This window comes from Pantoea sp. B9002, from assembly GCF_013385945.1.
In the GTDB taxonomy this organism is placed as follows: domain Bacteria; phylum Pseudomonadota; class Gammaproteobacteria; order Enterobacterales; family Enterobacteriaceae; genus Pantoea.
Window position 1 is genome coordinate 1 of the sequence record NZ_JACAPA010000054.1, and the last position, 22,929, is coordinate 22,929.

Annotated in this window: 21 protein-coding genes; 5 read left to right on the top strand and 16 right to left on the bottom strand. The window is 57.2% G+C overall.

Annotated elements, in window-relative coordinates:
* Nucleotides 1–15: 15 nt before the first annotated feature.
* A complete protein-coding gene (locus tag HX773_RS22655) occupies nucleotides 16–930 on the bottom strand; it encodes a LysR substrate-binding domain-containing protein (protein WP_176973411.1) in 915 nt (304 codons plus the stop codon).
* A 99-nt stretch (nucleotides 931–1,029) separates the two neighbouring features.
* Here HX773_RS22655 and HX773_RS22660 point away from each other — a divergent pair, with 99 nt between their 5' ends.
* Entirely contained in the window at nucleotides 1,030–1,800 is a 771-nt protein-coding gene (locus HX773_RS22660) for a 2OG-Fe(II) oxygenase (RefSeq protein WP_176973412.1), read from the top strand.
* Here the strand turns inward: HX773_RS22660 and HX773_RS22665 are convergent.
* The 8 genes from HX773_RS22665 to HX773_RS22700 all read right to left on the bottom strand — a co-directional run bounded on the left by HX773_RS22665 (nucleotide 1,795) and on the right by HX773_RS22700 (nucleotide 10,344).
* Nucleotides 1,795–2,868: a DUF2817 domain-containing protein gene (locus tag HX773_RS22665; protein WP_176973413.1), complete on the bottom strand. Its 1,074-nt coding sequence runs from the start codon at nucleotides 2,866–2,868 to the stop codon at nucleotides 1,795–1,797. The genes HX773_RS22660 and HX773_RS22665 overlap by 6 nt on opposite strands.
* Nucleotides 2,869–3,090: 222 nt before the next feature.
* Nucleotides 3,091–3,861, bottom strand: coding sequence for a transporter substrate-binding domain-containing protein (locus HX773_RS22670; protein WP_176973414.1), 771 nt, complete (start codon nucleotides 3,859–3,861; stop codon nucleotides 3,091–3,093).
* 173 nt (nucleotides 3,862–4,034) lie between these two features.
* Entirely contained in the window at nucleotides 4,035–4,898 is an 864-nt protein-coding gene (locus HX773_RS22675) for a PfkB family carbohydrate kinase (protein WP_176973415.1), read from the bottom strand.
* A 2-nt stretch (nucleotides 4,899–4,900) separates the two neighbouring features.
* The gene (locus HX773_RS22680) at nucleotides 4,901–5,758 is read right to left on the bottom strand and encodes a MurR/RpiR family transcriptional regulator (protein WP_176973416.1); all 858 of its coding nucleotides are present in this window, start codon (nucleotides 5,756–5,758) and stop codon (nucleotides 4,901–4,903) included.
* Nucleotides 5,758–6,729 (bottom strand): ABC transporter permease, encoded by a 972-nt coding sequence (locus tag HX773_RS22685; RefSeq protein ID WP_176973417.1) that lies wholly within the window; start codon nucleotides 6,727–6,729, stop codon nucleotides 5,758–5,760. Before HX773_RS22685 ends, HX773_RS22680 begins: the two co-directional genes overlap by 1 nt.
* A 24-nt stretch (nucleotides 6,730–6,753) precedes the next feature.
* Entirely contained in the window at nucleotides 6,754–8,256 is a 1,503-nt protein-coding gene (locus tag HX773_RS22690; RefSeq protein WP_176973418.1) for a sugar ABC transporter ATP-binding protein, read from the bottom strand.
* A 16-nt stretch (nucleotides 8,257–8,272) separates the two neighbouring features.
* Nucleotides 8,273–9,313 (bottom strand): substrate-binding domain-containing protein, encoded by a 1,041-nt coding sequence (locus HX773_RS22695; RefSeq protein WP_176973419.1) that lies wholly within the window; start codon nucleotides 9,311–9,313, stop codon nucleotides 8,273–8,275.
* A gap of 50 nt (nucleotides 9,314–9,363) precedes the next feature.
* On the bottom strand, nucleotides 9,364–10,344 hold the full coding sequence (locus HX773_RS22700; RefSeq protein ID WP_176973420.1) for a TIM barrel protein: 981 nt from the start codon (nucleotides 10,342–10,344) through the stop codon (nucleotides 9,364–9,366).
* 274 nt (nucleotides 10,345–10,618) lie between these two features.
* On the opposite strand from HX773_RS22700, the gene HX773_RS22705 reads away from it, so the two are divergent.
* From HX773_RS22705 to HX773_RS22715, 3 genes are read left to right on the top strand one after another with little or no spacing between them, the layout of a single operon-like run.
* Nucleotides 10,619–11,380 carry an alpha/beta hydrolase gene (locus HX773_RS22705; protein WP_176973421.1) on the top strand — a complete coding sequence of 254 codons (762 nt, stop codon included), beginning with the start codon at nucleotides 10,619–10,621 and terminating at the stop codon, nucleotides 11,378–11,380.
* A 23-nt stretch (nucleotides 11,381–11,403) separates the two neighbouring features.
* Nucleotides 11,404–12,078 (top strand): heavy metal response regulator transcription factor, encoded by a 675-nt coding sequence (locus HX773_RS22710; protein WP_176973422.1) that lies wholly within the window; start codon nucleotides 11,404–11,406, stop codon nucleotides 12,076–12,078.
* Entirely contained in the window at nucleotides 12,075–13,439 is a 1,365-nt protein-coding gene (locus HX773_RS22715) for a heavy metal sensor histidine kinase (protein ID WP_176973423.1), read from the top strand. Before HX773_RS22710 ends, HX773_RS22715 begins: the two co-directional genes overlap by 4 nt.
* 73 nt (nucleotides 13,440–13,512) lie before the next feature.
* Here HX773_RS22715 and nfsB read toward each other — a convergent pair whose 3' ends face one another.
* Together nfsB and HX773_RS22725 are read right to left on the bottom strand one after the other, a co-directional pair.
* A complete protein-coding gene (gene nfsB / locus HX773_RS22720) occupies nucleotides 13,513–14,166 on the bottom strand; it encodes an oxygen-insensitive NAD(P)H nitroreductase (protein WP_176973424.1) in 654 nt (217 codons plus the stop codon).
* 115 nt (nucleotides 14,167–14,281) lie between these two features.
* A complete protein-coding gene (locus HX773_RS22725) occupies nucleotides 14,282–15,283 on the bottom strand; it encodes a zinc-binding alcohol dehydrogenase family protein (protein ID WP_176973425.1) in 1,002 nt (333 codons plus the stop codon).
* A gap of 142 nt (nucleotides 15,284–15,425) precedes the next feature.
* On the opposite strand from HX773_RS22725, the gene HX773_RS22730 reads away from it, so the two are divergent.
* Complete coding sequence (locus HX773_RS22730) at nucleotides 15,426–16,334, top strand: LysR family transcriptional regulator (RefSeq protein WP_176973426.1); 909 nt, start codon at nucleotides 15,426–15,428, stop codon at nucleotides 16,332–16,334.
* Nucleotides 16,335–16,504: 170 nt separating this feature from the next.
* On the opposite strand, the gene HX773_RS22735 is transcribed toward HX773_RS22730, so the two are convergent.
* Genes HX773_RS22735 through HX773_RS22755 form a run of 5 tightly spaced genes read right to left on the bottom strand, consistent with a single transcriptional unit; the run spans nucleotide 16,505 to nucleotide 22,898 of the window.
* Entirely contained in the window at nucleotides 16,505–17,125 is a 621-nt protein-coding gene (locus HX773_RS22735) for a TetR/AcrR family transcriptional regulator (protein ID WP_176973427.1), read from the bottom strand.
* Between the two features lie 30 nt (nucleotides 17,126–17,155).
* On the bottom strand, nucleotides 17,156–18,307 hold the full coding sequence (locus tag HX773_RS22740) for a pyridoxal phosphate-dependent aminotransferase (RefSeq protein ID WP_176973428.1): 1,152 nt from the start codon (nucleotides 18,305–18,307) through the stop codon (nucleotides 17,156–17,158).
* 11 nt (nucleotides 18,308–18,318) lie between these two features.
* Entirely contained in the window at nucleotides 18,319–19,125 is an 807-nt protein-coding gene (locus HX773_RS22745) for an SDR family oxidoreductase (RefSeq protein ID WP_176973429.1), read from the bottom strand.
* Nucleotides 19,126–19,128: 3 nt separating this feature from the next.
* Entirely contained in the window at nucleotides 19,129–20,811 is a 1,683-nt protein-coding gene (locus tag HX773_RS22750; protein ID WP_176973430.1) for a hydantoinase B/oxoprolinase family protein, read from the bottom strand.
* Nucleotides 20,811–22,898 (bottom strand): hydantoinase/oxoprolinase family protein, encoded by a 2,088-nt coding sequence (locus HX773_RS22755; protein WP_176973431.1) that lies wholly within the window; start codon nucleotides 22,896–22,898, stop codon nucleotides 20,811–20,813. The genes HX773_RS22750 and HX773_RS22755 overlap by 1 nt, the downstream gene beginning before the upstream one ends.
* Nucleotides 22,899–22,929 lie beyond the last annotated feature (31 nt).

The window sequence follows — 22,929 nt, forward strand, 5'->3', positions numbered from 1 at the left end:
GGGGATTCATCAGCCCTACGAGTTGGTGCGTAAACCCGCCAGCTGCGACAGCCAGTGGATTAGCGCAGCGCTGCCTGGCTGGCTGAGCGAACGCTGCGGCCAGGCGAGGAAATAAGGTTTGCTGAGCGGCAAGCTAAGCGGATCGACAACCACCAGATCGCCGCGCGCCAGTTCGTTGGCAATTAATCGCCGCTGACCGAGCAGCAAGCCCGCGCCTGCCACGGCGGCATCAATCGCCAGCGAGGTGAGATTGAAGCTGAACGACGGCTGCGGCGGCGCATCGTCAATGCCCTTCGCCTGAAACCAGCTGCGCCAGTCAGGTAAGAAACGCCCTTCGTTGCCCCAGTCGAGGTGAATCAGCGGCGCATGCTGCAACACATCCTGACCGGCAAAACGTTGCAGCTGCGCCGGGCTCGCCACCGGCAGCACCTCATCGAGAAACAGCAACTGCTTATCCAGCTGAGGATAGCGATCTTCGCCGAAGCAGATAACAAAATCGGCAGGCGTGGCGTTGAAATCCACCTGCGTATGGGTGCCGTGCAACGATAAATCGATCTCCGGACAATGCGCTCGCCACTGCGCAATATTCGGCAGCAGCCATTTTGAGGCCAGTGCTGGCAGCGAATAGAGGGTTAATCGCGGCACCGACGCCGCATGGCGCAGGTTTTGCTGGCCGAGGTGCAGAATGTCGAACGCCTCGGTGACATAACGCAGATACTCTTTGCCCATCTCCGTCAGCATCACGCCGCTTTGCGTGCGCACAAACAGCGTGCTGCCCAACTGCTCTTCCAGCTGGCGAATTTGCTGGCTCACAGCGGCGGGCGTTAACGCCAGCTGCGCAGCCGCTTTCGCCAGACTGCCCAGTTCCGCCGCCACTTTGAACGATTGGATGACGCTTATTTTCGGCAAACGCGGTGATGGCGCGGGCATTAAGGTTTCCTTAGCAAGGTGTTAAATTTTTATCGTTACGTATTAACATATCAGCGAGTTACAGTCTTTACACACCTGTAACACATGAGAAGTAAAACTATGTCTGCCTTGATTCGTTTCGATCTGCATCCGCTGGCCGACGCCGACTGGCGTCGCACCTGCCGTGAGCAACTTAATCAGCACGGCGCATTGGTTTTGCGTCAGTTCCTGCAACCTGCTGCGCTGCAGGCCATCATTGCCGAAGGTGATGCGCAGCGCCATCTGGCGTATCACACCGCCAGCAAGCACAACGTGTATCTGATGAAAAAAGATGAGGCTTTAAGCGCCGATCATCCGCGTAATCGCGATGTCATCAGCACCAAAGGCTGCATCACCGATGATGTGATTGCCGCCGATTCGCCGCTGCGTCAGCTCTACAACGATGAACTGTTTAAAAGCTTCCTGTGCGATGTGTTGGGTGAAGAGGCGCTCTATCCGTATGCCGATCCGCTCTCGTCGATCAATCTGCACTACGCGCCCGACGGTCAGGAACTTGGCTGGCACTTTGATAACTCGTCGTTCGCCATCACGCTGCTGGTGCAAAAACCGCGCGCCGGTGCCGTGTTCCAGTATGTGAAGGATCTGCGCGATGCAGATGCCGGCGAGATGAATTTCGACGGCGTAGCGGCGGTGCTGGATCAGCGCCAGCCGGTGGAAGCGCTGGCGATTGATGCCGGGGATTTGGTGCTGTTCCGTGGCCGCAATTCGCTGCATCGCGTTACGCCAACTGAAGGCGAAATCACCCGCATGCTGGCGGTGCTGGCGTATAACACCGAGCCGGGCATTGCGCTGTCCGAAACCGCGCGCATGACCTTTTACGGACGCTTATAAATCGATCAACGCCCGCCAGCCGCGCACAAAAATCTGCTGGGTGCGAAAAGCCACCAGCGCGCGCCAGTCAGCGTCGGCGGGCCAGAATCCTTCCACCAGTTCCTGCTTTATCGCCTGCCCGCTTTCACTGGCTGGATCGCCTTGCAGATGCAGCCAGTGATCGTCGCGCACGCGGCGATGCATCTCCTCGCCGGGATAGGTGCCGCACTCCACCACCAGCGGCAAAATCTGTGTGTTTGATAGCGATGTCAGCAGGAATTGCGACACATAGCCGGTGGCCGTCGCGGTTACGCCGGTTTCGCTGTCGCGTCCCGCGCCGGTGAACAGCAGCGTTAACCATTCTGCATAAATCTCCTTGCCCCAGTCATGCGCGGCAAAACGCTGCTCGGCAATCGACAGCAGCATCGGATGTCCCCACGCGCCCGCGCCGGTATGCAGATCGAAGCTGATGATGGTTTTGGCCTGCGACAAGTGATTGTCGATGATGGTTTGCAGCGTGCGATACGACCAGCTTGGCTGTTGGCCGCCGAAGAAGAAACCGTCCGCCGCGCCATATTGCCCCGCTTCCACCACGCGTTTTATCGCCGGCCAACCGGCGCTGTTCAGCGCGTCAACTAACAGCTTATCGGCGCTGGCGCGGTCGCCGTGATAAATGCCATGCCACGCGGCGTAAGCAGGATTGGCGGGCGCGGGCTGGGAAAAATCGATGAAGTTACGATTGAGGTCGATGTTGTCTTCATTGACGCGGCGTAAATGCGCCGCGCCCCACGGATTAAGCAGATGCAGCATCACGATGGCGGTATCCGCGGGCAGCGCCGTGAGATTGAAGGTGTCCAGCCAGGCGATCTGGCAATCGGAGCCGTAATAGCCTTCCACGCCGTGCGTGCCGGAGATCACCAGCATCAGCCGTGATGCGTTGGCATCGCCGATTACCGCCACATCGGTAAAAAGCTCCTCGCCCTGCGGGCCGGGTAACGGATGCGCGTAGGAAGTTAATGCGCCGTTTTGCCGTTTAACGGCGGCGAGAAAGCGGGCGCGTTGAGTTGGGTAGTGAGGTAAGTTTGTCATGATTTTTGAGTAAGTGTGGGGACGGTTGATGGGCAAGGTCGCCATAAATGGCGTAATGCCGATCAGTTAAGCACCGCATCACATCACGGCACATTTCGTAGCGGCGTGATTTATCGCGCAATGAATTGCGCCGCTACGATTTGTGCGCGCAGTAATTTGTGTTTTTATCTCTTAACTGACGAGCATTACGCCATAAATGGCGACCCTACGTGCATATGACTTTTACGGATAGACCTTAAATTTGAAGTACTTCTTCGCCAGCTGATCGTAAGTGCCGTTGCTGTGCAGTTCGGCCAGCGCGGTGTTGATCAACTTCAGATTGGCCGCATCATCTTTACGCAATCCAATGCCAACGCCATTGCCTAACACCTCTTTATCCACCAGCGTGGCGCTAATGACATAGTCTTTGCCGGCTGGCGTGTTAAGAAAACCTTGTTCTGCCGAAACCGCATTCGCCAGGCTGGCGTCGAGCCGTCCCGCCACTAAATCCGGATAGATCTCCATTTGATTGGGGTAAGAAACCACACTCACTCCCTTGGTTGCCCACTGCGCTTTCGCGTAGGTTTCCTGAATGGTGCCCTGCGCGACGCCGATTCTTTTGCCGCGCAGCGCAGCAATGTCGCCCGACAGTGGGCTTTTTGCCGGTGTGAGCAACGCGCTCGGAGTGACATAAAGCATGTCGCTGAAGGCCACCTGCTCGCGGCGTTTCTCCGTCATCGACATCGCCGAAAGAATCGCATCAAATTTTCTCGCCTGCAGCGCCGGAATGCTGCCATCAAAACCGATCTGCACCCATTGGCACTTCACTTTGGCCTGGGCGCAAATCGCGTTGCCGAGATCGATATCAAAGCCTTGCAGCGAACCGTCACTGGCTTTGGATTCAAACGGCGGAAACGTCGGATCGACGCCGAAACGCAAGGTTTGCTGGGCAAGCGCCGCATGGCTGAACGCGGTGAGTGAAAGCAGTAACGCGAAGGACAAACTTTTCTTCATTATTAACTCCGGCAGGCAGATAAATTCACAACGACATGCAGAGTTAATAACATGGTGGACACATTGCCACCACTAAAAAAGTGGATTTAGTGCAGAGGATATTCTTATTAAACAGAAGGAGTTAAGCGATTTTATCTCCGGCAGTAAGAGAAACTTAATGCCGGAGATAGCGGTTAAGCCGATAACGGACGTGATACATGCTCGGCGGCAGCATGATTGGCTTTCTCAGCCGCATCCACCAAACTGAGGCCCGCCAGCAGCGACTGGCTCAGCACACCGACGAAACAATCACCGGCACCGTGCGTACTCACCAGTTTCACTGGAATGGCGGCGATGTAACTTGCCGTGCCGCCCGTTTCACAGAATGCCAGTCCGTGCTCGCCTGCGGTGACAATCACCTGCGGGAAACGCTGCGCCAGCACCTGCGCTGCTTCGCAAGCCGAAGCCAGATCGGTGACCGCAATCTGACACATATCGCGCGCTTCAACGGCGTTGACGATCAGCAGTTGCACGCAAGCGGCCAGTTCCGGTTCGATATGGCGCGCCGGTGCGGCATTGATACACACCGCAATGCCGCGCTGTTTGGCCTGCTGCGCCAGTTGCAGATTGACGCCCGGCGGCACTTCATTTTGCAGCACCAGCAATCCCGCATCGCGCCACAGCGCATCGTTTGTTGCCGCAGCGTCAATATGCAGATTGGCATTCGACACCACCACCGCGCCGTAATCCCCTTCTGCATCGCTGATCGCCACGCTCATACCAGACGGCACGCCGGTTAAAATCGTCACCGCCTGCGTATCAACGCCCGCGTCACGCAGCGCATCGAGTAAGAAAGTGCCCTGCGCATCATCGCCCACCGCGCCGATAAAACTTACTGGTGCGCCGGCTCGCGCTGCGGCAACGGCCTGATTGCCGCCTTTACCGCCAAATTTATAACTGCAGCCGCTCCCCATCACCGTTTCGCCTTTTTCCGGGCGATGATGAGCCGCCAGCATAATGTCGTAGTGCAAACTGCCGGCAACAATAATTTTGTTCATGGCTAAAAGTCTCGCAGGTCCTGAACCGCACGCTGGGTTTTCATCAGATTAGTTTCTGCCAGCTTAAGATCTTTTTTGGCGATCGCCACAAATAACGCATCGAGAATATTTAACTGCGCGATACGCGACGCGGCATTTTCGCCAAGCAGATGCGATCCCTGAGAAGTTGATGTAAGAACCACATGCGCAATGCGCGCAATAGGCGACTCGGCATAATTCGTAATGGCAATTATTTTTGCGCCGTTACGTGCCGCCAGCTTTATAGGATCGTTTACCGCGCGCGTGGCACCGGAATGACTGATGGCGATCACAACATCATTATCAGACAATACCGCTGCCGACATCAGCATAATATGGGCATCATCATAGGCCGTCGATTTAATACCAATCTTTAGCAGCTTATGCGATAAATCGCGTGCTACCGTGGCGGAGCCACCTACCGCGTAAAGATCAATATGACGTGCTTTAAATAAAATATCTGCCGCGCGGTTAAATTGCGAAATATCCAGAATCGATAAGGTTTCTTCTATCGCCTGAATCGAGGTTCTGAAAACTTTCGCCAGCAATTGTTCCGACGAATCATCCGGCTCAATTTCCGCATGCAAACCGGCCACTTCCGACTGATTATAATAAATCAGTCCGGTACGAAAATTACGAAAGCCGGTAAAGTTAAGCTTCTTGGTAATTTTCACAATCATCGCCTGAGAGACACCATTTTCCTCAGCGATCTCTTGCAGTGATGTTTGTTCATTAATGTCGGTTCTGGCGATAATCGCTTCTGCTACGCGTCTTTCTAGCGGCGTCAGTTGCGGTAAGCGCATGCGAATTTGAGCGCCAATGGCTCGCGGATCTTGCTTCATTACCTGCCTCTTGTCGCCCGGTCAATCAACATCGCTATGATAATGATTAGGCCTGTAGCAAGCAATTGATAAAAAGCCTGAATATTTAGCAGAGTCAAGCCATTACGCAGTGCGCCGAGAATAATCGCCCCAATCAGGGTTCCCACGATGCTGCCTTTACCGCCCATCAGTGATGCGCCACCAATCGCTGCGGCGGCAATGGCATCCAGTTCCCACAAATTGCCGATGGTAGGTTCCGCGGCCCCTAAGCGACCAATCAGAATTAACGAAGCCAGTGACGCCAGCGTTCCGGAAATAATATACACCGTCACTTTAGTGCGTTTTACCGGTACACCGGCCACGCGCGCCGCCTCTTCGTTACCGCCGACGGCCAGAATATATTCGCCCAGCGGGGTTTTATTCATGACGACCCATAATACCAGAGCAATAACCGCCACAATCACAATCGGCGTCGGCACGCCAAATACCGCACTGTTAATGATGCTGCGAAATTCCATAGGAATCCCAAACACCGGATTTCCGCCGGTATAAATCAGCGCGATGGCGCGGAATAACGATAATCCGCCGAGCGTAACAATAAACGGCTGTAATCCAGCGTAGGCAATTAATGAGCCGCTAAATACGCCACACAGTGCGCCAATACCTAATGTTGCCATAATGGCCACCGGTACCGGCACGCCTGCTACCATCATGGTGGCGCCTAATACCGCTGACAGCGCCGCCGTCGGACCCACTGAAAGGTCGATGCCGCCTGAAATAATCACCAGCGTCATGCCCAACGCAATTAAGGCGTTGATCGAAGACTGCTGCAAAATATTCAGCAAGTTTGGCACGGTAAAAAACACCGGCGATAGGAATGAAAAAGTTACGACGATAATAATCAGACCGATTAACGTGCCCGCGTCGCGCAGATTAAATTTGAGCAGCGCCGACGGCGCAGTCGTGGACTGAGTGGTACTTTGCGTCATCATAATTTAGCCTTGATAGAATAAGCGTTAAACGGCTTCTTTAATTGCACTTATGGCGTAATAAGCGATGTTCTCTTCGGTAATTTCTGCGCCCTGCAGCTCGCGGGTAATTTTGCCTTCACGCATGACTAATACGCGATCGGACACCCTTAATATCTCCGTCATTTCCGAAGAGACCACCACAATGGCTTTACCTTGCTGTGCCAGTTTCTCAATCAGATTATAAATTTCTGATTTGGCACCGATATCAATTCCCCGGGTTGGTTCATCAAACAAAAATACTTCTGCATCCGCCGCCACCCAACGTCCGATAATCACCTTCTGCTGATTACCGCCGCTTAGCGTGCCGATCGGTTTTTCAATATTCAGCGGACGCAGTTTGAGATCCGACATCACCTCTTGCGCCACCTGATTAAGTTTGGTTTTACGAATCACGCCACCCAGCGTGAAGTTACGCATCGAGGGCAACGCCATGTTCATTTTCACTGCGCGCGCCTTGATGATGCCCTCTTTCTTACGATCTTCCGGCACCAAACCGATGCCCGCGCGAATGGCGGCACTGACGTTATGATTGCGCACCGCTTTGCCGTTGACGCGCACTTCCCCGGCGCTGCGCTTATCGATACCGGCAATCAGCTTCAGCAGTTCGGTACGACCGGCGCCAACCAAACCGGCAATGCCAAGCACTTCCCCGGCGCAGACAGTGAAACTGGCCGGTTTAATTTCGTTGCCGCGCGCCACATTTTCCACCTGCAGCACCTGACGATCGGTGGCCCACGAGTGATGTTCCAGCTTCTCGATTTTGCGCCCGACCATTTTGGCGACGATGCTCTCTTCGGTTTCGTCGCAAATGTTCACCACGCCGACCTGGCGGCCATCGCGCATGATGGTGGCGCGATCGCACACCTGGAAAATCTCGTTCATCTTGTGCGACACGTAAATCAACGACACACCGGTGGATTTCAAATCCGCGATCAGCTCGGCCAGGCGCTCAAATTCACGCGGCGTCAGGCTCGACGTTGGCTCATCCATAGCGATGATCTTGGCTTCATCCAGCAGCGCACGCGCAATCTCGACGATCTGCTGCTGTGACACCTTGAGGTTCTTAATCGGCTCAGCCGGATTGATACTGGGATCGAGCTGCTTAAGAATGTGCACCGCCCGCGCTAACTGCGCACGCTTGTCCACAAATAAACCATTCAGGGTGGTGAGTGGACGACCCAGAAACATATTCTGGGCTACGGAGAGCTCTGGAACATGCTGTAACTCCTGATGAATCATCGCGATGCCAGCATGGCGTGCGCTCAACGGATTCTTCATCTGCACCTGTTGTCCGTTGACGTGGATCTCGCCGCTGTCGGCTGGACGCACACCGGAAAGAATGTTCAGCAGCGTCGATTTGCCCGCCCCGTTCTCCCCGATCAGCGCGTGTACTTCACCTGGCCGCACCATAAAATCCACCTCTTGCAGCGCCGCAGCGCTGCCGTAGGTTTTTGTGATGCCGCGCATCATTAAGCGATACTGTTCCATACGCTCTCCGCCTGTTTTACTGCTGTGCCAGCAACTGACGCAGTTTGTTGTTGTCTTTGGTCGAGAACGCCTCAGCGTTGTCTTTGGTAATCAGCGCCTGCGGCGTGGTCACCACGCGCGACAGTTTCTGACCAGCGATCAAACGCAGGATCACTTCTGTCGCCACTTCGCCAGTCAGCACCGGGAAGCTGTCCACCGTACCGGTCAATTCACCGCGCTTGATTGAGGCATACGCATCTGAAATGCCGTCGGTGCCAAATACCGCGGTTTGTTTGGCCTTATTCTGTGAACTCACCGCTTCCACCACGCCCAGCGCCATGGTGTCGTTGTTGGCGTAGAAACCGATCAGATCCGGATGCTGCTGAAGAATGGTCGAGGCGGCGTTGAACGCCTGCTCGCGGCTCCAGTTAGCCGGCACGCTTGCCACGATGTTGAATTTGCCGTTGGCTTGCAGGGTTTCTTTGAATCCGGCGGTGCGCTGGCCGGCAGCATACACGCCCGGCTGGCCTTCAATCACCGCCACTTTGCCGCCTTGCGGATGGTGCTGAATAAACCATTTCGCCACGCGTACGCCGTTATCTTTCTGCACGTTGCCCACGTAATACTGCGCGCTAGGCACCACGGCATCGTTAACGTTCACTACCGGAATGCCTTTACTGCTGGCACTTTCTAGCGCGGGTTCGAGGTTGATATCGGTTTGCGGCGAGACCAGCAAGCCGTTAAAGCCCTGCGCGATCAGCGTTTCAGCAATCGACAACTGACCGAGCTGATCGTCCTCATTCGCCGCCGCCTGATACGCCACGGTGAAGCCATATTTTTTCGCGATGTTTTGATAGCCTTCGCCCAGCGAACGCCAGTATTCATTGGTCAGCGTTTTCGACACGCCACCAATTTTCAGTTTGGCATCGACTTTTGGCATCGCGCCGTATTTGCTTTCCAGCTGCGTCCAGTCAGTGCGATCGGGCTCGGAATCCGATTTCAGCGGTGGCAACGTGGCCGCATAGACGCTGGAGCACAGCAACGCGGAGGTAAGGGCAGAGAGTAAGAGCTTTTTCATGGTGATAGCCTTTTTATAGTTGTAGCGGACCGTTGGTGTTGGTGGTTTGTTTAACGGGCAAGCATGATGTCATTCACGATTTGCTGCGATGCCACCGCATCCTGACGACTGATCGCCTCTTCCAGTGCCGGATTATTATTGAGTTTCTCGCACAATTTCAGCAGGCGGGTCACAGTCGCGATATTGATTTCCGCTTCGCGGATCGGATCGAGACCGCTGGCATCCGGGAAGGTATCGAAGTAGTACGCGCCCTGGTAACCATCGCGTTGCATCTGCCAGAGGAATTCCAGCGTGGCACGCGGATTCACTGAGCCAGCCATCAAACCGTCGTCGCGTTTGCCCCAGCCATCATTGAGATCCAGCCCCAGCAGACGCGAACGGCGTGCCACCATCGCCGCCGCGAAGGCCGGAATTTCGTTGGCAAACAGCACGTGCGCGAAGTCCAGCGTGATACCGAGGTTGGCGCAACCGGCCTCTTCCACCGCCAGCAAACAGGTGGTGGCATTCGGGAAGATGCTGTAAGCACGCGGTTCGTTCGGTTTGTACTCGATGCTGACGTCGATATCTGGCGCATATTCAGCCACTTCGCGCACCGCGCTCACCGCGTCTTCCCACATCTTTTTATAGTCGGCCTGGAAGCAGTAATCGAAGCCGTCCTGCCCCATCCACAAGGTCATCAGGCTGGAGCCAAACTCGCGACCGGCATCAATCCCGCGTTTTGTCAGTTCAATCGCTTCGCGACGAATCTTTGGATCTGGATTGGTAAAAGCGCCGATTTTGAACTGCGGCGCGTCCCAACGCATCTGCATGCCGTTAACTGCTAAACCGGCATCTTCAATCGCCTGACGCATGGTTGTGATGTCGGTGGTGATGTGCTGCGGATAATTGAGGTCAAGATGCGTTAATCCGGCCACTTTTCCCGCACGCGCAATCATCTGTAAAACAGAAGGTTTTCCCTGCAGATCTGGCCAGTAAAGATGCGCCCCGGAGGCGAAAGAGTTCAAACGTGTAGCAAACTTTAATTCGGACATGAGGAAGGATCCTTCGTGACAAGTTGTAATGTACTTTCCTTCTTCACGATTATTTGTGAAGTTATAGAATAAATTACACGCACAGCGGATTTTGGCAAGCAGTGCCGCTCTGGAACTATTCAAATTGAGAGGATGTTCACGAAATTTTTGCGCTGTTGCGGTGGAGCGACAGGCCTGTTTCGGCTGATGTCATTCTTTTGTCATAACTCGCTCACGCTGATGTCAGAGCCGATTGCATATCCTGATGGCCTACCTTGCAATCAGGAGCATTACGATGAAATTGAACAAACTCACCCTTGCAGCGGGCATGTTGCTGGCTATCGCAGGCGGCGCGGCGCAGGTTCAGGCGCAGCCGGTTAAGAATATTGTGCTGGTGCACGGCGCGTTCGTCGGCGGTGCGGGCTGGCGTCCGGTTTATGACCGTTTGACGCGTGACGGCTATAAAGTGACGCTGGTTCAGGAGCCGCTCACCGGCTTCCCGGAAGATGTGACGGCGACGCGCCGCATTATCGATCAGCAAAATGGGCCGGTGATTCTGGTTGGTCACAGCTACGGCGGCGCGATCATCAGTGAAGCCGGTAACGACAGCAAAGTCGCTGGGCTGGTTTACATCGCGGCGCATGCGCTGGATAACGGCGAAACCGAAGCCAGCAACGGCAAGAAATTCCCCAACAGCGCGCATTCGTTTGCTAAATCCAGCGACGGTTATCTGACCATCGCGCCGGAAAATTATCACAGCGATTTCGCTGCCGATTTACCCGCGGCGCAGGCCGATTTTGAAGCGCACGCGCAGATGCCTACAAACTCAGCCGTGTTCACCGCCAACATTCCTGACCCGGCGTGGAAGACCAAGCCTAGCTGGTACATGGTGGCGAAAGCTGACAAAATCATCAGTCCCGATTTGGAGCGCATGTACGCCAAACGCGCGCACAGTCACACGGTGGAGATTGCCGGCGCCAGCCATTCGGTGTACCAATCGCATCCTGATGACGTCGCGAAGTTGATCGAGCAAGCCGCGTTACACGCACAGCCCTGAAACCCCATCCCGCGGAGAAGCGCATGAAAATTTTGGTGATTGAAGATGAAGCCAAAGCGCGCGATTACATGCGCAAAGGATTGACCGAAGCGGGATTTATCGTTGATGTGGCGGAAAACGGTCAGGATGGCTTGTTCTATGCGCAGGAGCATCATTACGATTTGATTCTGCTCGACGTAATGATGCCCGGCATGGACGGCTGGCAAGTGATGGCGGCGCTGGATAAGCAGATCCACACGCCGGTGATTTTCCTCACCGCCAAAGGCACGCTGGAGGATCGCATCAAAGGGCTGGAGTTGGGCGCTGATGATTATCTGGTCAAGCCCTTTTCGTTCGCGGAACTGCTGGCGCGGGTGCGCACCCAACTGCGGCGCGGCGGTCAGCAGAAGTTGCCGGATCTTCTCCATCTGGCCGATCTGCAACTGGATATCCTGAAACGTCGCGTTGAGCGCGGCGGTCAGCGCATTGATCTCACCAACAAAGAGTTCAACCTGCTGCACTTATTCCTGCTGCATCCCGGCGAAGTGCTGACGCGCACCGTGATTGCCTCGCGCGTGTGGGATATGAATTTCGACAGCGACACCAACGTGGTGGATGTGGCAGTGAAACGCCTGCGGCAGAAAATTGATGGCCCGTTTGCCCAGCCGCTAATACATACCGTGCACGGCGTGGGCTATCGCTGCGAAGCCGAATCATGAAAACCCATTCCTTCGCCGCGCGCCTTTCACTGTGGTTGGGCCTCGCCGTCATCGTGATTTTTTCCCTCAGCGGATTCACACTTTATCACTCGTTAGCCACGCAAATTGGCGTGCGTGATGATGCGGCGCTGCTAACGCGTATCGATCAGATTCGCACGCTGCTGCGCGATGAAGACGCCATCACGCTGATTCAACAAAAGCCACGCTTGTTTGCCAACATGCTCGGCAACACCGAGTCGCTGCTGGTGCTGCGTTTCCCCGGCCAGCCGCCGCTGATTGTGGTCAATCCCGGCCAGCGCCCGATTCCTGCGATTACGCCGGTTGCCGCCGATCAACCGCTTGCGCTTTCGTCGGTGCATCATCTGCTGAGCGATGACGGCACGCCGTTTATCTCCGCTGCGGCGCTGGCACCAACACGCGATGGCAACGGTCAGATTGAGATCATCACCGGCCGCCTGATGAGCGACCGCACGCAAACGCTCAACAGTTATCGCGATCAAATCATCCTCGCCACCGCGCTGGCGGCTTTGCTGGTGGCGGCAATCAGCATCTGGCTGGTGCGGCGCGCTTTAACCCCGCTGCGTCGTTTGGCGGCGCAGGCGGATGCAATTGACGTGCGCCATTTGTCGCAGCGCATGCCTGAACAGGCAGCGGCGGAATTGCAGCCGCTGGTGGCGGCGTTTAATCAGATGCTGAGTCGCCTTGAACGGGGTTATCAGCAGTTGAGCCAGGTTTCTGCCGATATGGCGCACGATCTGCGCACGCCGATTAGTACGTTGATCGGCCAAACCGAAGTGGCGCTGAGTCAGACACGCAGCGTTGGCGATTATCAGGCGCTGCTCGGCTCCAATTACGAGGAGCTGGAACGGCTGGCGAAGATGATCGACAACATGCTGTTTCTTGCCAAAGCGGAAGATGCCAGCCAGGTAATGGATTTGCAGGACATCGATCTGGCGCTACTCGGCGAAAAGTTGCAGGACTACTTTGACGGCATGGCGGAAGAGCAGTCGATGCGGCTGGAGATGGCGCTGCACGGCGAACTGCGCGCCGATCCGCAACTGCTGCAACGCGCACTGGCCAATCTGATGGCGAACGCTTTGCGCTACGGCGATCGAGATTCCACCGTACGCATTTTCAATCAGGGCAGCACTTTGATGGTGGAGAATCAGGGTCCGGCGCTAAGTGCCGAACAGCAGGCACGGATCTTTGATCGCTTCTGGCGCGCCGATGCGTCACGTCATCAGGGCAGCAGCGGTTTAGGATTGTCGATTGTGCGCAGCATTATGCGGCTGCATCAGGGAAGTTGTGAGGTGCACAGCGAGCACGGCGTTAACCGTTTTACCTTGCGGTTTCCGTATTGATCTTGCGCGATAAATCGCGCCGCTACAGAAACGTGCGCGCATCCGTAGCGGCGCAATTTATTGCGCGAAATATTTAAATAAAGGTAAAAATCTCGTCACGCGGCAAACGTGATTTCGGCAGTCCGGCGTTGAAATCCGCGTCGCTGCGATAACCCAGCGACACCAGCACCACGCTGGTAAAGCCCTTCTCGCGCAGGCCCAGCGCCTGATCCAGCGCGCGCGGGTCAAAACCTTCCATCGGCGTGGCGTCAATGCCTAACATCGCCGCGCCTAGCAGCAATCCACCCAGCGCCAGGTAAACCTGTTTTTCCATCCACTGCGGCACATCGCGCTGCTCGTAACGATGCATATCCACGTAGCTGCGACGGCTTTTATCCTGCCCCGCTTTGCCTTCTGGTTTGGCGAAACGACCATCTTCCTCTTCCTGCGCCAGCACGTTCTGTAAGTGCGCTTCGTCGAGATCGGTACGCATACACAGCGCGATAACGTGCGACGCGTTCAGCACTTTCGGGTTGTTGTAGACGAACGCGCCTTCGGTGGATTTTGCCATCTGCTCGCGACCGGCGGCGGTAGACGCCACCACAAAATGCCACGGCTGGGAGTTCACCGATGACGGACTGTTGCGCAGCACGTTCAGCAGGGTTTCGATTTCATCCTGCGGCAGACTTTTACCGCCTTCAAACGCTTTGACGGTGTGACGACGGGCGACGGCATCATTGAGTGTCATGGCATATTCCTTATTCGTTTTAGCGCGATAAATCGCGCCGCTACAGAAGCGTGCGGATATCCGTAGCGGCGCAATTTATTGCGCGTGGTTTGCATCATTTATTGCGCTAATTTGGTTAAAACCCGCTCAACACAATCTTACCGCGTGCGCGACCGCTCTCTATCAGCGCATGCGCTTTGCGCAAATTGGCAGCATTGATGACGCCGTGATGTTCGCCGGCGGTGGTTTGCAGCGTTTGGTCATCAATCAACTGGCTCACGCGCTGCAGGATCTCATGCTGGCGCTGCATATCGGCGGTATGGAACAGCGAACGGGTGAACATCAATTCCCAGTGCAGTGAAATCGCTTTGCGCTTCAGCGGCACCGCATCCAGCGTCTCGGGATCGTCGATCAACGCCAGCTTGCCCTGCGGCGCGAGCGCATCAATCAGCTGATCGTAATAGCTGTCGGTATGCGTCAATGAGGCGACATAGCGCACCTCTTTATGCCCAATCGCCGCCAGCTGTTCACCCAACGGTTGAGAATGATCAATCACATGATGCGCGCCCAGCGAACGCACCCAATCCGCCGTTTCCGGGCGCGATGCGGTGCCGATCACCGTCAGCTTGGTTAGCTTGCTGGCGAGCTGCGTCAGCATGGAACCGACGCCGCCGCCTGCGCCAATAATCAGCAGCGCGGCGTTGTCATCGGCTTGTACCTCAAGACGATCAAACAGCAGTTCCCACGCGGTCAGCGAGGTCAGCGGCAGCGCGGCGGCATCGGCGTCGTTCAGCGAACGCGGTTTGTGCCCGGCGATGCGTTCATCCACCAGCCCATATTCGGCATAGCTGCCGGCGCGCGTAATATCACCGGCGTAAAACACCTCGTCGCCCGGCTGGAACAGCGTGACGTCTGCGCCCACCGCTTCCACCACGCCCACCGCATCCCAACCCAGAATGCGCGGCTTATCGGTTGGCGCACCGGCGCGCACTTTGGTGTCCACCGGATTCACCGCAATGGCGTGGATTTTTACCAGCAGATCGCGCGCGCCCGGCGTTGGCTTATCAACCTCCAGCTCATACAACGCATTTTCATCGGAAATCGGTAAACCGTTTTGGCTATAAACAATGGCTTTCATCAGGCAGATCCTTATTCATCAGCAGGTTTGGTGAAGTGAACTCAGCATAGCGGTCCGCAGCGCAATGAAAAATGCCAGTTGCAGGTGAACACTTTCACTCTTAGAGTGAAAATCCCTGCCGACTACCACGATGAATAAGAAGATGATCCGACTGGAAGATGTCACCCTGTTTGTGCGTTCCGCCGCACTCGGCAGCTTTTCACGCGCGGCGCGCGAGGTGAATTTGCTGCCTGGACAGGTCAGCGCGGCGATTCAGCGGCTGGAGCGGGAATTGGATCGCCGCTTGTTTGCTCGTTCCACCCGCAGCCTGCGCTTAACCGCCGAAGGAGAAAAGTATCTGCCCTATGCGCAGGAGATGCTGACGCTGATGCATGCCGGTGCCGACAGCTTGCAGAGCGATGAAGATGCGCTGAGCGGCGAGCTAAAAATCGCGCTGCCGTCGGATATTGGTCGCAATATCTTGCTGCCGCTGATCACCGACTTTTGCCGCGCGCATCCGGCGCTGGCGGTGCGGCTCTCCTTTTCCGATCAGATCAGCGATGTATTCCGCGATCCGGTGGATATCGCCATTCGTTACGGCAAGCTGGAAGACAGCAGCTACGTGGCGTTGCCGCTGGCGGAGGACAATCGCCGCGTGATGGTGGCATCGCCGGATTACCTTGATCGTCACGGTCGCCCGCAAAAGCTGGAGGAGATCGCCCAGCAGCATCATGGCCTGCTGTTTATTATGGGCGGCCATGTTTACGACAAATGGACCTTTCCGCAGGATGGCATGCGCCGCCAGATCACGGTGAAAAGCCGCATGCTGTGTGATGACGCCGAAGTGGCGCGCCGCTGGGCCATCGCCGGCATGGGCATCGCCTATAAATCGTGGATTGATGTGTGTGACGATGTGCTGGCCGGCAGGCTGGAGCGCGTAATGCCAGAGATGCCGGGCGAAAGCACGCCGCTGCACCTTATCTGCCCGCATCGCAAACAGTTCTCTCCAGCGATCCGCGCGCTACATGAGGTGCTGCGCACGCCGCTGCGTGCGTTAACCGCGAAGCTGTAATGCCAGTCAATGCCGTAAATAGCGGATTTTGTAGGGTCGCCATTTATGGCGTAATGCCGCTCAGTTAAGCATTAGTTTGCATATGTATGAAGGTGCGCATGAATGCGCACCCTACGAAAAACGCGCCAATCCTTTGTAGGGTCGCCATTTATGGCGACCTGGCACACAGACTATTTACTGCGGCTGGCTTCGGCGGTGAATTCATTCGCGGTGGCGAAGCCGCGTAAACCGCCGACCAGAACCGACATCAGCTGCGTGCCGACCTGTTTTTCCGTCAGTCCTACCGTGTCGAGCAGATCAAAGATTTCGCGCGGATCGAACAGGATATTCCACAAGAACACCGCCTTATCGCCGATGTCCGGTAGCGCCATCTCCTCCATCGCTTCACGTAACGCCGGGCGCAGCGCGTCGGCCTGCACTAACAGGTACTCCGCGCCTTCCCATAAACGTTCCAGATAGCCGCGACGGTTACGCATTGGCACCATCGCCGCGCCGCGCTCGCGCACCAGTTTGATCCAGTAACGGCTGACTTTCTCCAGCTTCAGTAAGCCGCTGCAGCGTTGCTCGAGACTGTAATCCAGCAGCAGTTGCCCCACGTCCTGACGATACGCATTCAGCACCTCTTCTACCGACGTAAACTGACGATAGGCGGTGGCCACGGAGACGCCCGCTTCCGCGGCAATTTCCGTCATGCTTATCGGGGTTTCGGAGCGCTCGAACAAGCGGGCAGCTGCCTGAATCAGGTTCTTGCGGTTTCTTTCGGTATCACTGCGCATCGGTTTTCCCGTCATTGTGGGTGTGCTTCCTTAAACGTGCTGATGTTACTTGAAACTGGCCAGGCCGCGCTTCAAACGGCGCACACCTTCAGTAATGGCTTCACTGCTGGCAGCGTAAGAGAGGCGCAAATGCCCTTCGCCCGCCGCGCCAAATTCACTGCCAGGCCGCACCGCGATGCCCTGCTCGCGCAGTAGCGACACCATATCAATCGCCGGAATCGGCAACGAATAGGCCGGGAAGCAGTAAAACGCGCCTTCGGGTTGATTCAGTTTCAGCTCGGGAATGGCGGATAACCCTTCCATCATCAGCACGCGACGCTGGCGGTAGACATCATACATACGTTTTACGTCATCTTTACACTGCGTCAGCGCGACCAGCGCCGCACGCTGCACCGCGCTGTTCACCGATCCGTTCACCGTATTGTGTACGCGCGCGGCGGCGGCGATCATCTCCGCTGGTCCCGCCAGATAACCCACGCGCCAGCCGGTCATGGCGTAACTTTTGGAGAAAGTCTGACAGAACAGCGTGCGTCCGGCAAAAGCGGGAATGTGCAGCACCGAGGTAAAGGGACGATCGGTAAACACCAGATCGCTATAAGCTTCATCGGCGATCACCAGCGTATCGTGCTGATTCACCAGTTGGCCGAGCGCTTCAATTTCTGCGCGGCTGTGCACAATGCCGGTGGGATTGCCGGGATTGCAGAACACAAACAGTTTGGCGCCGTCGAGCGCGCTGTCCAGCCGATCCAGATCCCAATGCAAATCTGCCCGGCACGGCATCGGCACGCAAATGCCGCCGGCCATATTGACTAAATCCGCATACAGCGAATAGGTCGGATCGGGGATAACGACGCGATCGCCCGGATTGACGATGGAGAGAATCGCCGCCGCCAGACCGGCGGTGCCGCCATGTGTGACCAGAATTTCACCGGCTTTCACCGCATTGCCGCTCTGCGCGGACACGTCGTCCGCCAGCGCGCTGCACAACGCTTTGTCACCCAGCAGCGGCGCGTAATGGGTGTAACCGGCTTGCAGCGCGTCCACCGCCGCCTGCACGATGCGCGGCGGCGTGTCGAAATCCGGTTCGCCCATCGCCAGAGAAACCATATCGCCGCTCGACGCCGGTTGCTGCACGCGCAGCGAGCTGCGCTCTACACGTAATACCGCCTCGGCGGCTTTAAAATTTTGGCTCGACATAAGAATTCCTATTAAGATTTTTCACGTTCGGCCTGGCACGCTGCCGGGGCATTTTTCCAGCGGCTGATCTCCAGATCGCCAGAGAGATCGCGCAGAACCGTCGGCGCGACAATCAGTTCTTCCACCACGGTGCGCGCCGGTAAGCTGGCGCACAGCAGAATGGCTTCGGCCACATCTTCCGGCTGCACCATGCCATCACGAATCGACTGATCCGGTGGATTGGCGCGGTTATCCATGATCGGCGTGTTCACTTCACCCGGTAAAATGCAGGTTGAGCGGATGCCGTCGTTGCGGAAGGTGTTGTGCAGATAGGTCATAAAGTTGCGCACCGCCGCTTTCGCTGCGCCGTAGGCCGCGCCACCCAGCAGGTTTGGCCGCAGCGCCGCCAGTGAGGAAACGGTGATGATGGTGCCGTTTTTGCGTGCCAGCATGTCTGGCAGCAGCGCCTGCGTCAGCAGGAATACCGCTTTCATGTTGACGTCCTGCACCTGATCCCACTCATCTTCGGCAATCCAGCGCGCATTGAGCGTCTTACTGGCGCTGCCGGCGTTGTTGACCAGAATATCGACGTGGCCCAGTTCGGCTATCGCCCACGCTACCAGCGCCTCAACCTCGGTTTTTTGCGCGATGTCCGCCGCATACGCTGAGACTTTACCGCCCTGCGCGAGCAGGCTTGCCGCTACCTCATCCAGCACCGCCTGACGACGTCCAACCAAAATCACATGCGCACCGCGTGCGGCAAAACCGGCCGCCGCCGCTTTACCAATTCCGCTGCCCGCGCCGGTAATCAGCACCACTTTTCCCGTTAGTCTGTCCATGTTTTAGCCTCTTTTAAGGTCATGCAGGTTCACGCCGTAATCACGCAACGCGCCCGCTTCAGTGATGTAACCTTCCTGCACATCCCACAGGATGGCGTTGAGATCGCGCTCCGCCACCAGCATCTTGCCGCCGCCGCCCGGCATTTGAATGGTGACTTCGTCGCCGGGTAACACATCATGGCGTCCAACCGGTTTCGCCAGCGATGCGCCGTTAATTGCCACGAAGTTAGGCGCACCCGCCGCCGCGCCTAACACGCCTTCTGCCGCGTGTTTTTGCCGCGAATAGAACATGCTGTGCGACAGCGGATATTTGCTGGTGTTGCGAATCACCATGCGCTGCGCCACGCCGCCGCGATAGCGCCCGGCACCGCCCGAATCGGGCACGATGGATTTCTGCAGGAACAGCAGCGGTGTGGCGGATTCAATCAGCTCAACCGGCGTGGAGGACATATTGCCAGGAAAGCCGGTCACAATACCGTCTGCGGCGGGACGCGCGCCGGTGCCGCCATTCACGCACAGGCTTTCGACAAAGCGGCGTCCGTCATCAAACTGTCCGGCGAACACGTCACAGGTGACCGGCGCGCTGCCCGAATGGCCCATCACACGATCCGGCATGATGTCGGCCAGCGCGCTGAAAATAGCCGCGTGCGCCATGTGTCCGACGCGGTTACGCATCTCCACCGCACAAGGCGGACGCGCATTGGCAATCGAACCTTCCGGCGCGGTGACGGTGATGGATTTGAAACAGCCTTCGTTGTTCGGCAGATGCGGTTCAAGCAGACATTTCAGCGGATAGACGCTGTAGGCATAGGTGAATGACATTGGGCAGTTACTGCCAAACAGCGACTCCGCCGAGGAACCGGCATAGTCGATGGTGATGTTGCTGCCAGCGACAATCACCGCCACGTTGAGATGGATATCCCCTTCGTAATCGCCAATATCCACCGCCGCTTCATAGCGACCATCCGGCACCGCCTCAATCGCTTTGCGCATGGCGATTTCAGTCAGCGAGTGAATCTTCTCCGCCAGCGGCGTCACCGATTCCAGCTGCAAATCCTCCATCAAACCGAGCAGGCCGTTAGCGCCAATCTGATTGGCCGCCAGCATGGCGTGCAGATCGCCCTCGACCTGATCCGGCGAGCGCACGTTGGCAAGGAACAGGTCCAGCAACTGCTGATTCACCTCGCCGGCGATCATCAGTTTGCTCGGCGGAATCAGGAATCCCTCTTCAAACATGTCGCGCGATGAGCCCATATTCAGCGAGCCGCCAATATCGGACATGTGCGCCGCCGCGCCGGTAAAGGCCACCAGCTTGCCGGCGCGGAACACCGGCGTCACCACCGTCACGTCATTGAGGTGGCCGGTGCCGAGCCAGGGATCGTTGGTGATCAGCGCATCGCCGGGTTGCAGCGTGTCCGCCGGGAATTTCGCCAGCAGATGGCGCACCGTAGCGGGCAGCGTGCCGATAAACACCGGCACGCTGGTTTTTGGTTGTGCCAGCGAGCTGCCGCTGGCGTCCATCAGCAGGCACGAGTAATCGCCCACTTCGCGGATAATGCTGGAGAACGCCATGTTAACCAGCGTGGCCGCCGCCTCTTCCGAGATGCTGACCAGGCGATCCCAGGTGATGCGCAGGCTAATGGGATCGTCGAGAAAACGCAGATGTTCGGGGGTTGTCGCACTCATCAGTTCAGCTCCATCAAAATATTGCCTTGCGCGTCCAGCTGCGCAGATGCGCCGGGACCCACATAAATCGCGCACTCTTTTTCCTGCAGCAGCGCCGGGCCGTTAATCGCTTCGCCGGTGATCAGTAAGCTGCGTGGGATCACGCGGCAGGCGCTGAAGCCCTGCTCACGGCCCAGATAGACCTGCAAACGCTTCTCGCACGCGTCGGGTTCAGGATGGCTGAGCTGATCGGTGGTATTCAGCGTGGGCGGCGTGGTTTGCACGCGGCCGCGCCAGTTCACCACTTCCACGCCCTGTCCCGGCAAGGTGCGACCAAAGCGCGCCAGATGGGCGGCTTCAAAGCTGTCGATCAAGGCCTGAATATCGCCCTGCGCAAGGAAGCTTTCCGGCAGCGTGACGGTCAACTCCGAACCCTGGCCGACATAGCGCACACCCGCAAGCTTCTGCTGAATCGCGCTGTTGGGATCGGCGTTCGCCGCCGCCAGCGTGGTGATCGCTTCGTCAAAGCCTTCCGCGAACAGCGCCGCGATGCGTTTCACATCAATGCCGGGCTGCAGGCAGCAGCGGTCGCTGCGTACAAAGTCAGCGCTGGGCGGCGCGGTCAGCAGGCCGAAGGCGGAGTAAACGCCCGCTCCGTTCGGGAAGTAGACGCGCTTAACGCTGAGCTGTTTCGCCAGCGACCAGGCGTGACTTGGGCCCGCACCGCCAAACGCCAGCATGGTCATTTGCGACGGGCTGACGTTTTTCTCCACCGAATGGGTGCGCAGCGCCTCGGACATTTTGCTGTTGGCAACTTCGTGAATGCCCCATGCTGCGTCTTCGATGCTTAGCCCCAGCGGCTCAGCGACGCGGCGAATCGCCTGACGCGCGGCTTCAACGTCGAGCGGCATGCGGCCACCGAGAAAAGCGTCGGGATCGAGCAATCCCAGCACCAGATTGGCGTCAGTAACCGTCGGCTGTTCGCCGCCGCGCGCGTAGCAGGCCGGTCCCGGCCAGGCGCTGGCACTTTCCGGGCCAATTTCCAGCAGGCCAAGGGAATCGACGCGCGCAATACTGCCGCCGCCCGCGCCAATCTCAATCATGTCCACCACCGGCAACTTAACCGGCAAACCGCTGCCTTTCAGCAGACGATCCGCGCGCCCCACTTCGTAATCGATAGTGATAGAGGGTTCGCCATCGCGCACCACGCACGCCTTGGCGGTGGTGCCGCCCATATCAAATGCCAGCACCTGACGCTCGGCGTTTTTTCGCGCGAAGGCGGCGGTGGCGACGATGCCGCCTGCCGGGCCGGATTCAATGATGCGCGTGGGATAATCGGCCGCCACCTGCGGTGCCATCAGGCCACCGTTCGATCCCATCACCAGCCAGTCGCAGGTGAAGCCGCCCTCGCGCAGTTTGTGCTCCAGCCGCGCCATATAGCGGCGCGCTTTCGGCTGCACAAAGGCATTCATGGCGGTTAACACGCCGCGATCGTATTCACGAATTTCACGCGACACTTTGTGCGACACCGAAATCGACACGCCCGGCAGCTCGCGGCTGAAAATCGCCTCGATGCGGTTTTCATGTTCCGGCCACGCATAAGCATGCATGCACAGCACGGCAACGGCCTCATAGCCTTTATCGCGCAGCTCAGCGGCCAGCCGCACCACTTCGGCTTCATCGAGCGGCGTAATCACTTCGCCGCGCGCCGTGACGCGTTCGCTGATCTCATACGACTGTGAACGCGGCAGCAGCGGCTGCGCCGGTGCGCCATTCAGATCGTAGATGTCATAACGGTATTCACGTCCCAGCACCAGAACGTCACGGAAACCGCGCGTCACCACGAAGGCGGTTTTCGCGCCACGACGCTCCAGCAGCGCGTTGATGGCCAGCGTGGTGCCGTGCGTGATGGTGTGAATGTCGCTGGCTTTGAGCCCGGCCAGCTCCACCAGCTGGGTTAAGCCGGTGTACGCCCCTTCCGAAGGATCCTCCGGCGTGGTCAGGGTTTTATGCCGAATCGCCTCGCCAGAGATATCATTCAACAGCACCAGATCGGTGAAAGTGCCGCCAATATCAAACCCTATCCGCCAGGGTGACGCGTTTTTCATAGTGACCTCGAAATCCAGAATGTGGGCTGAT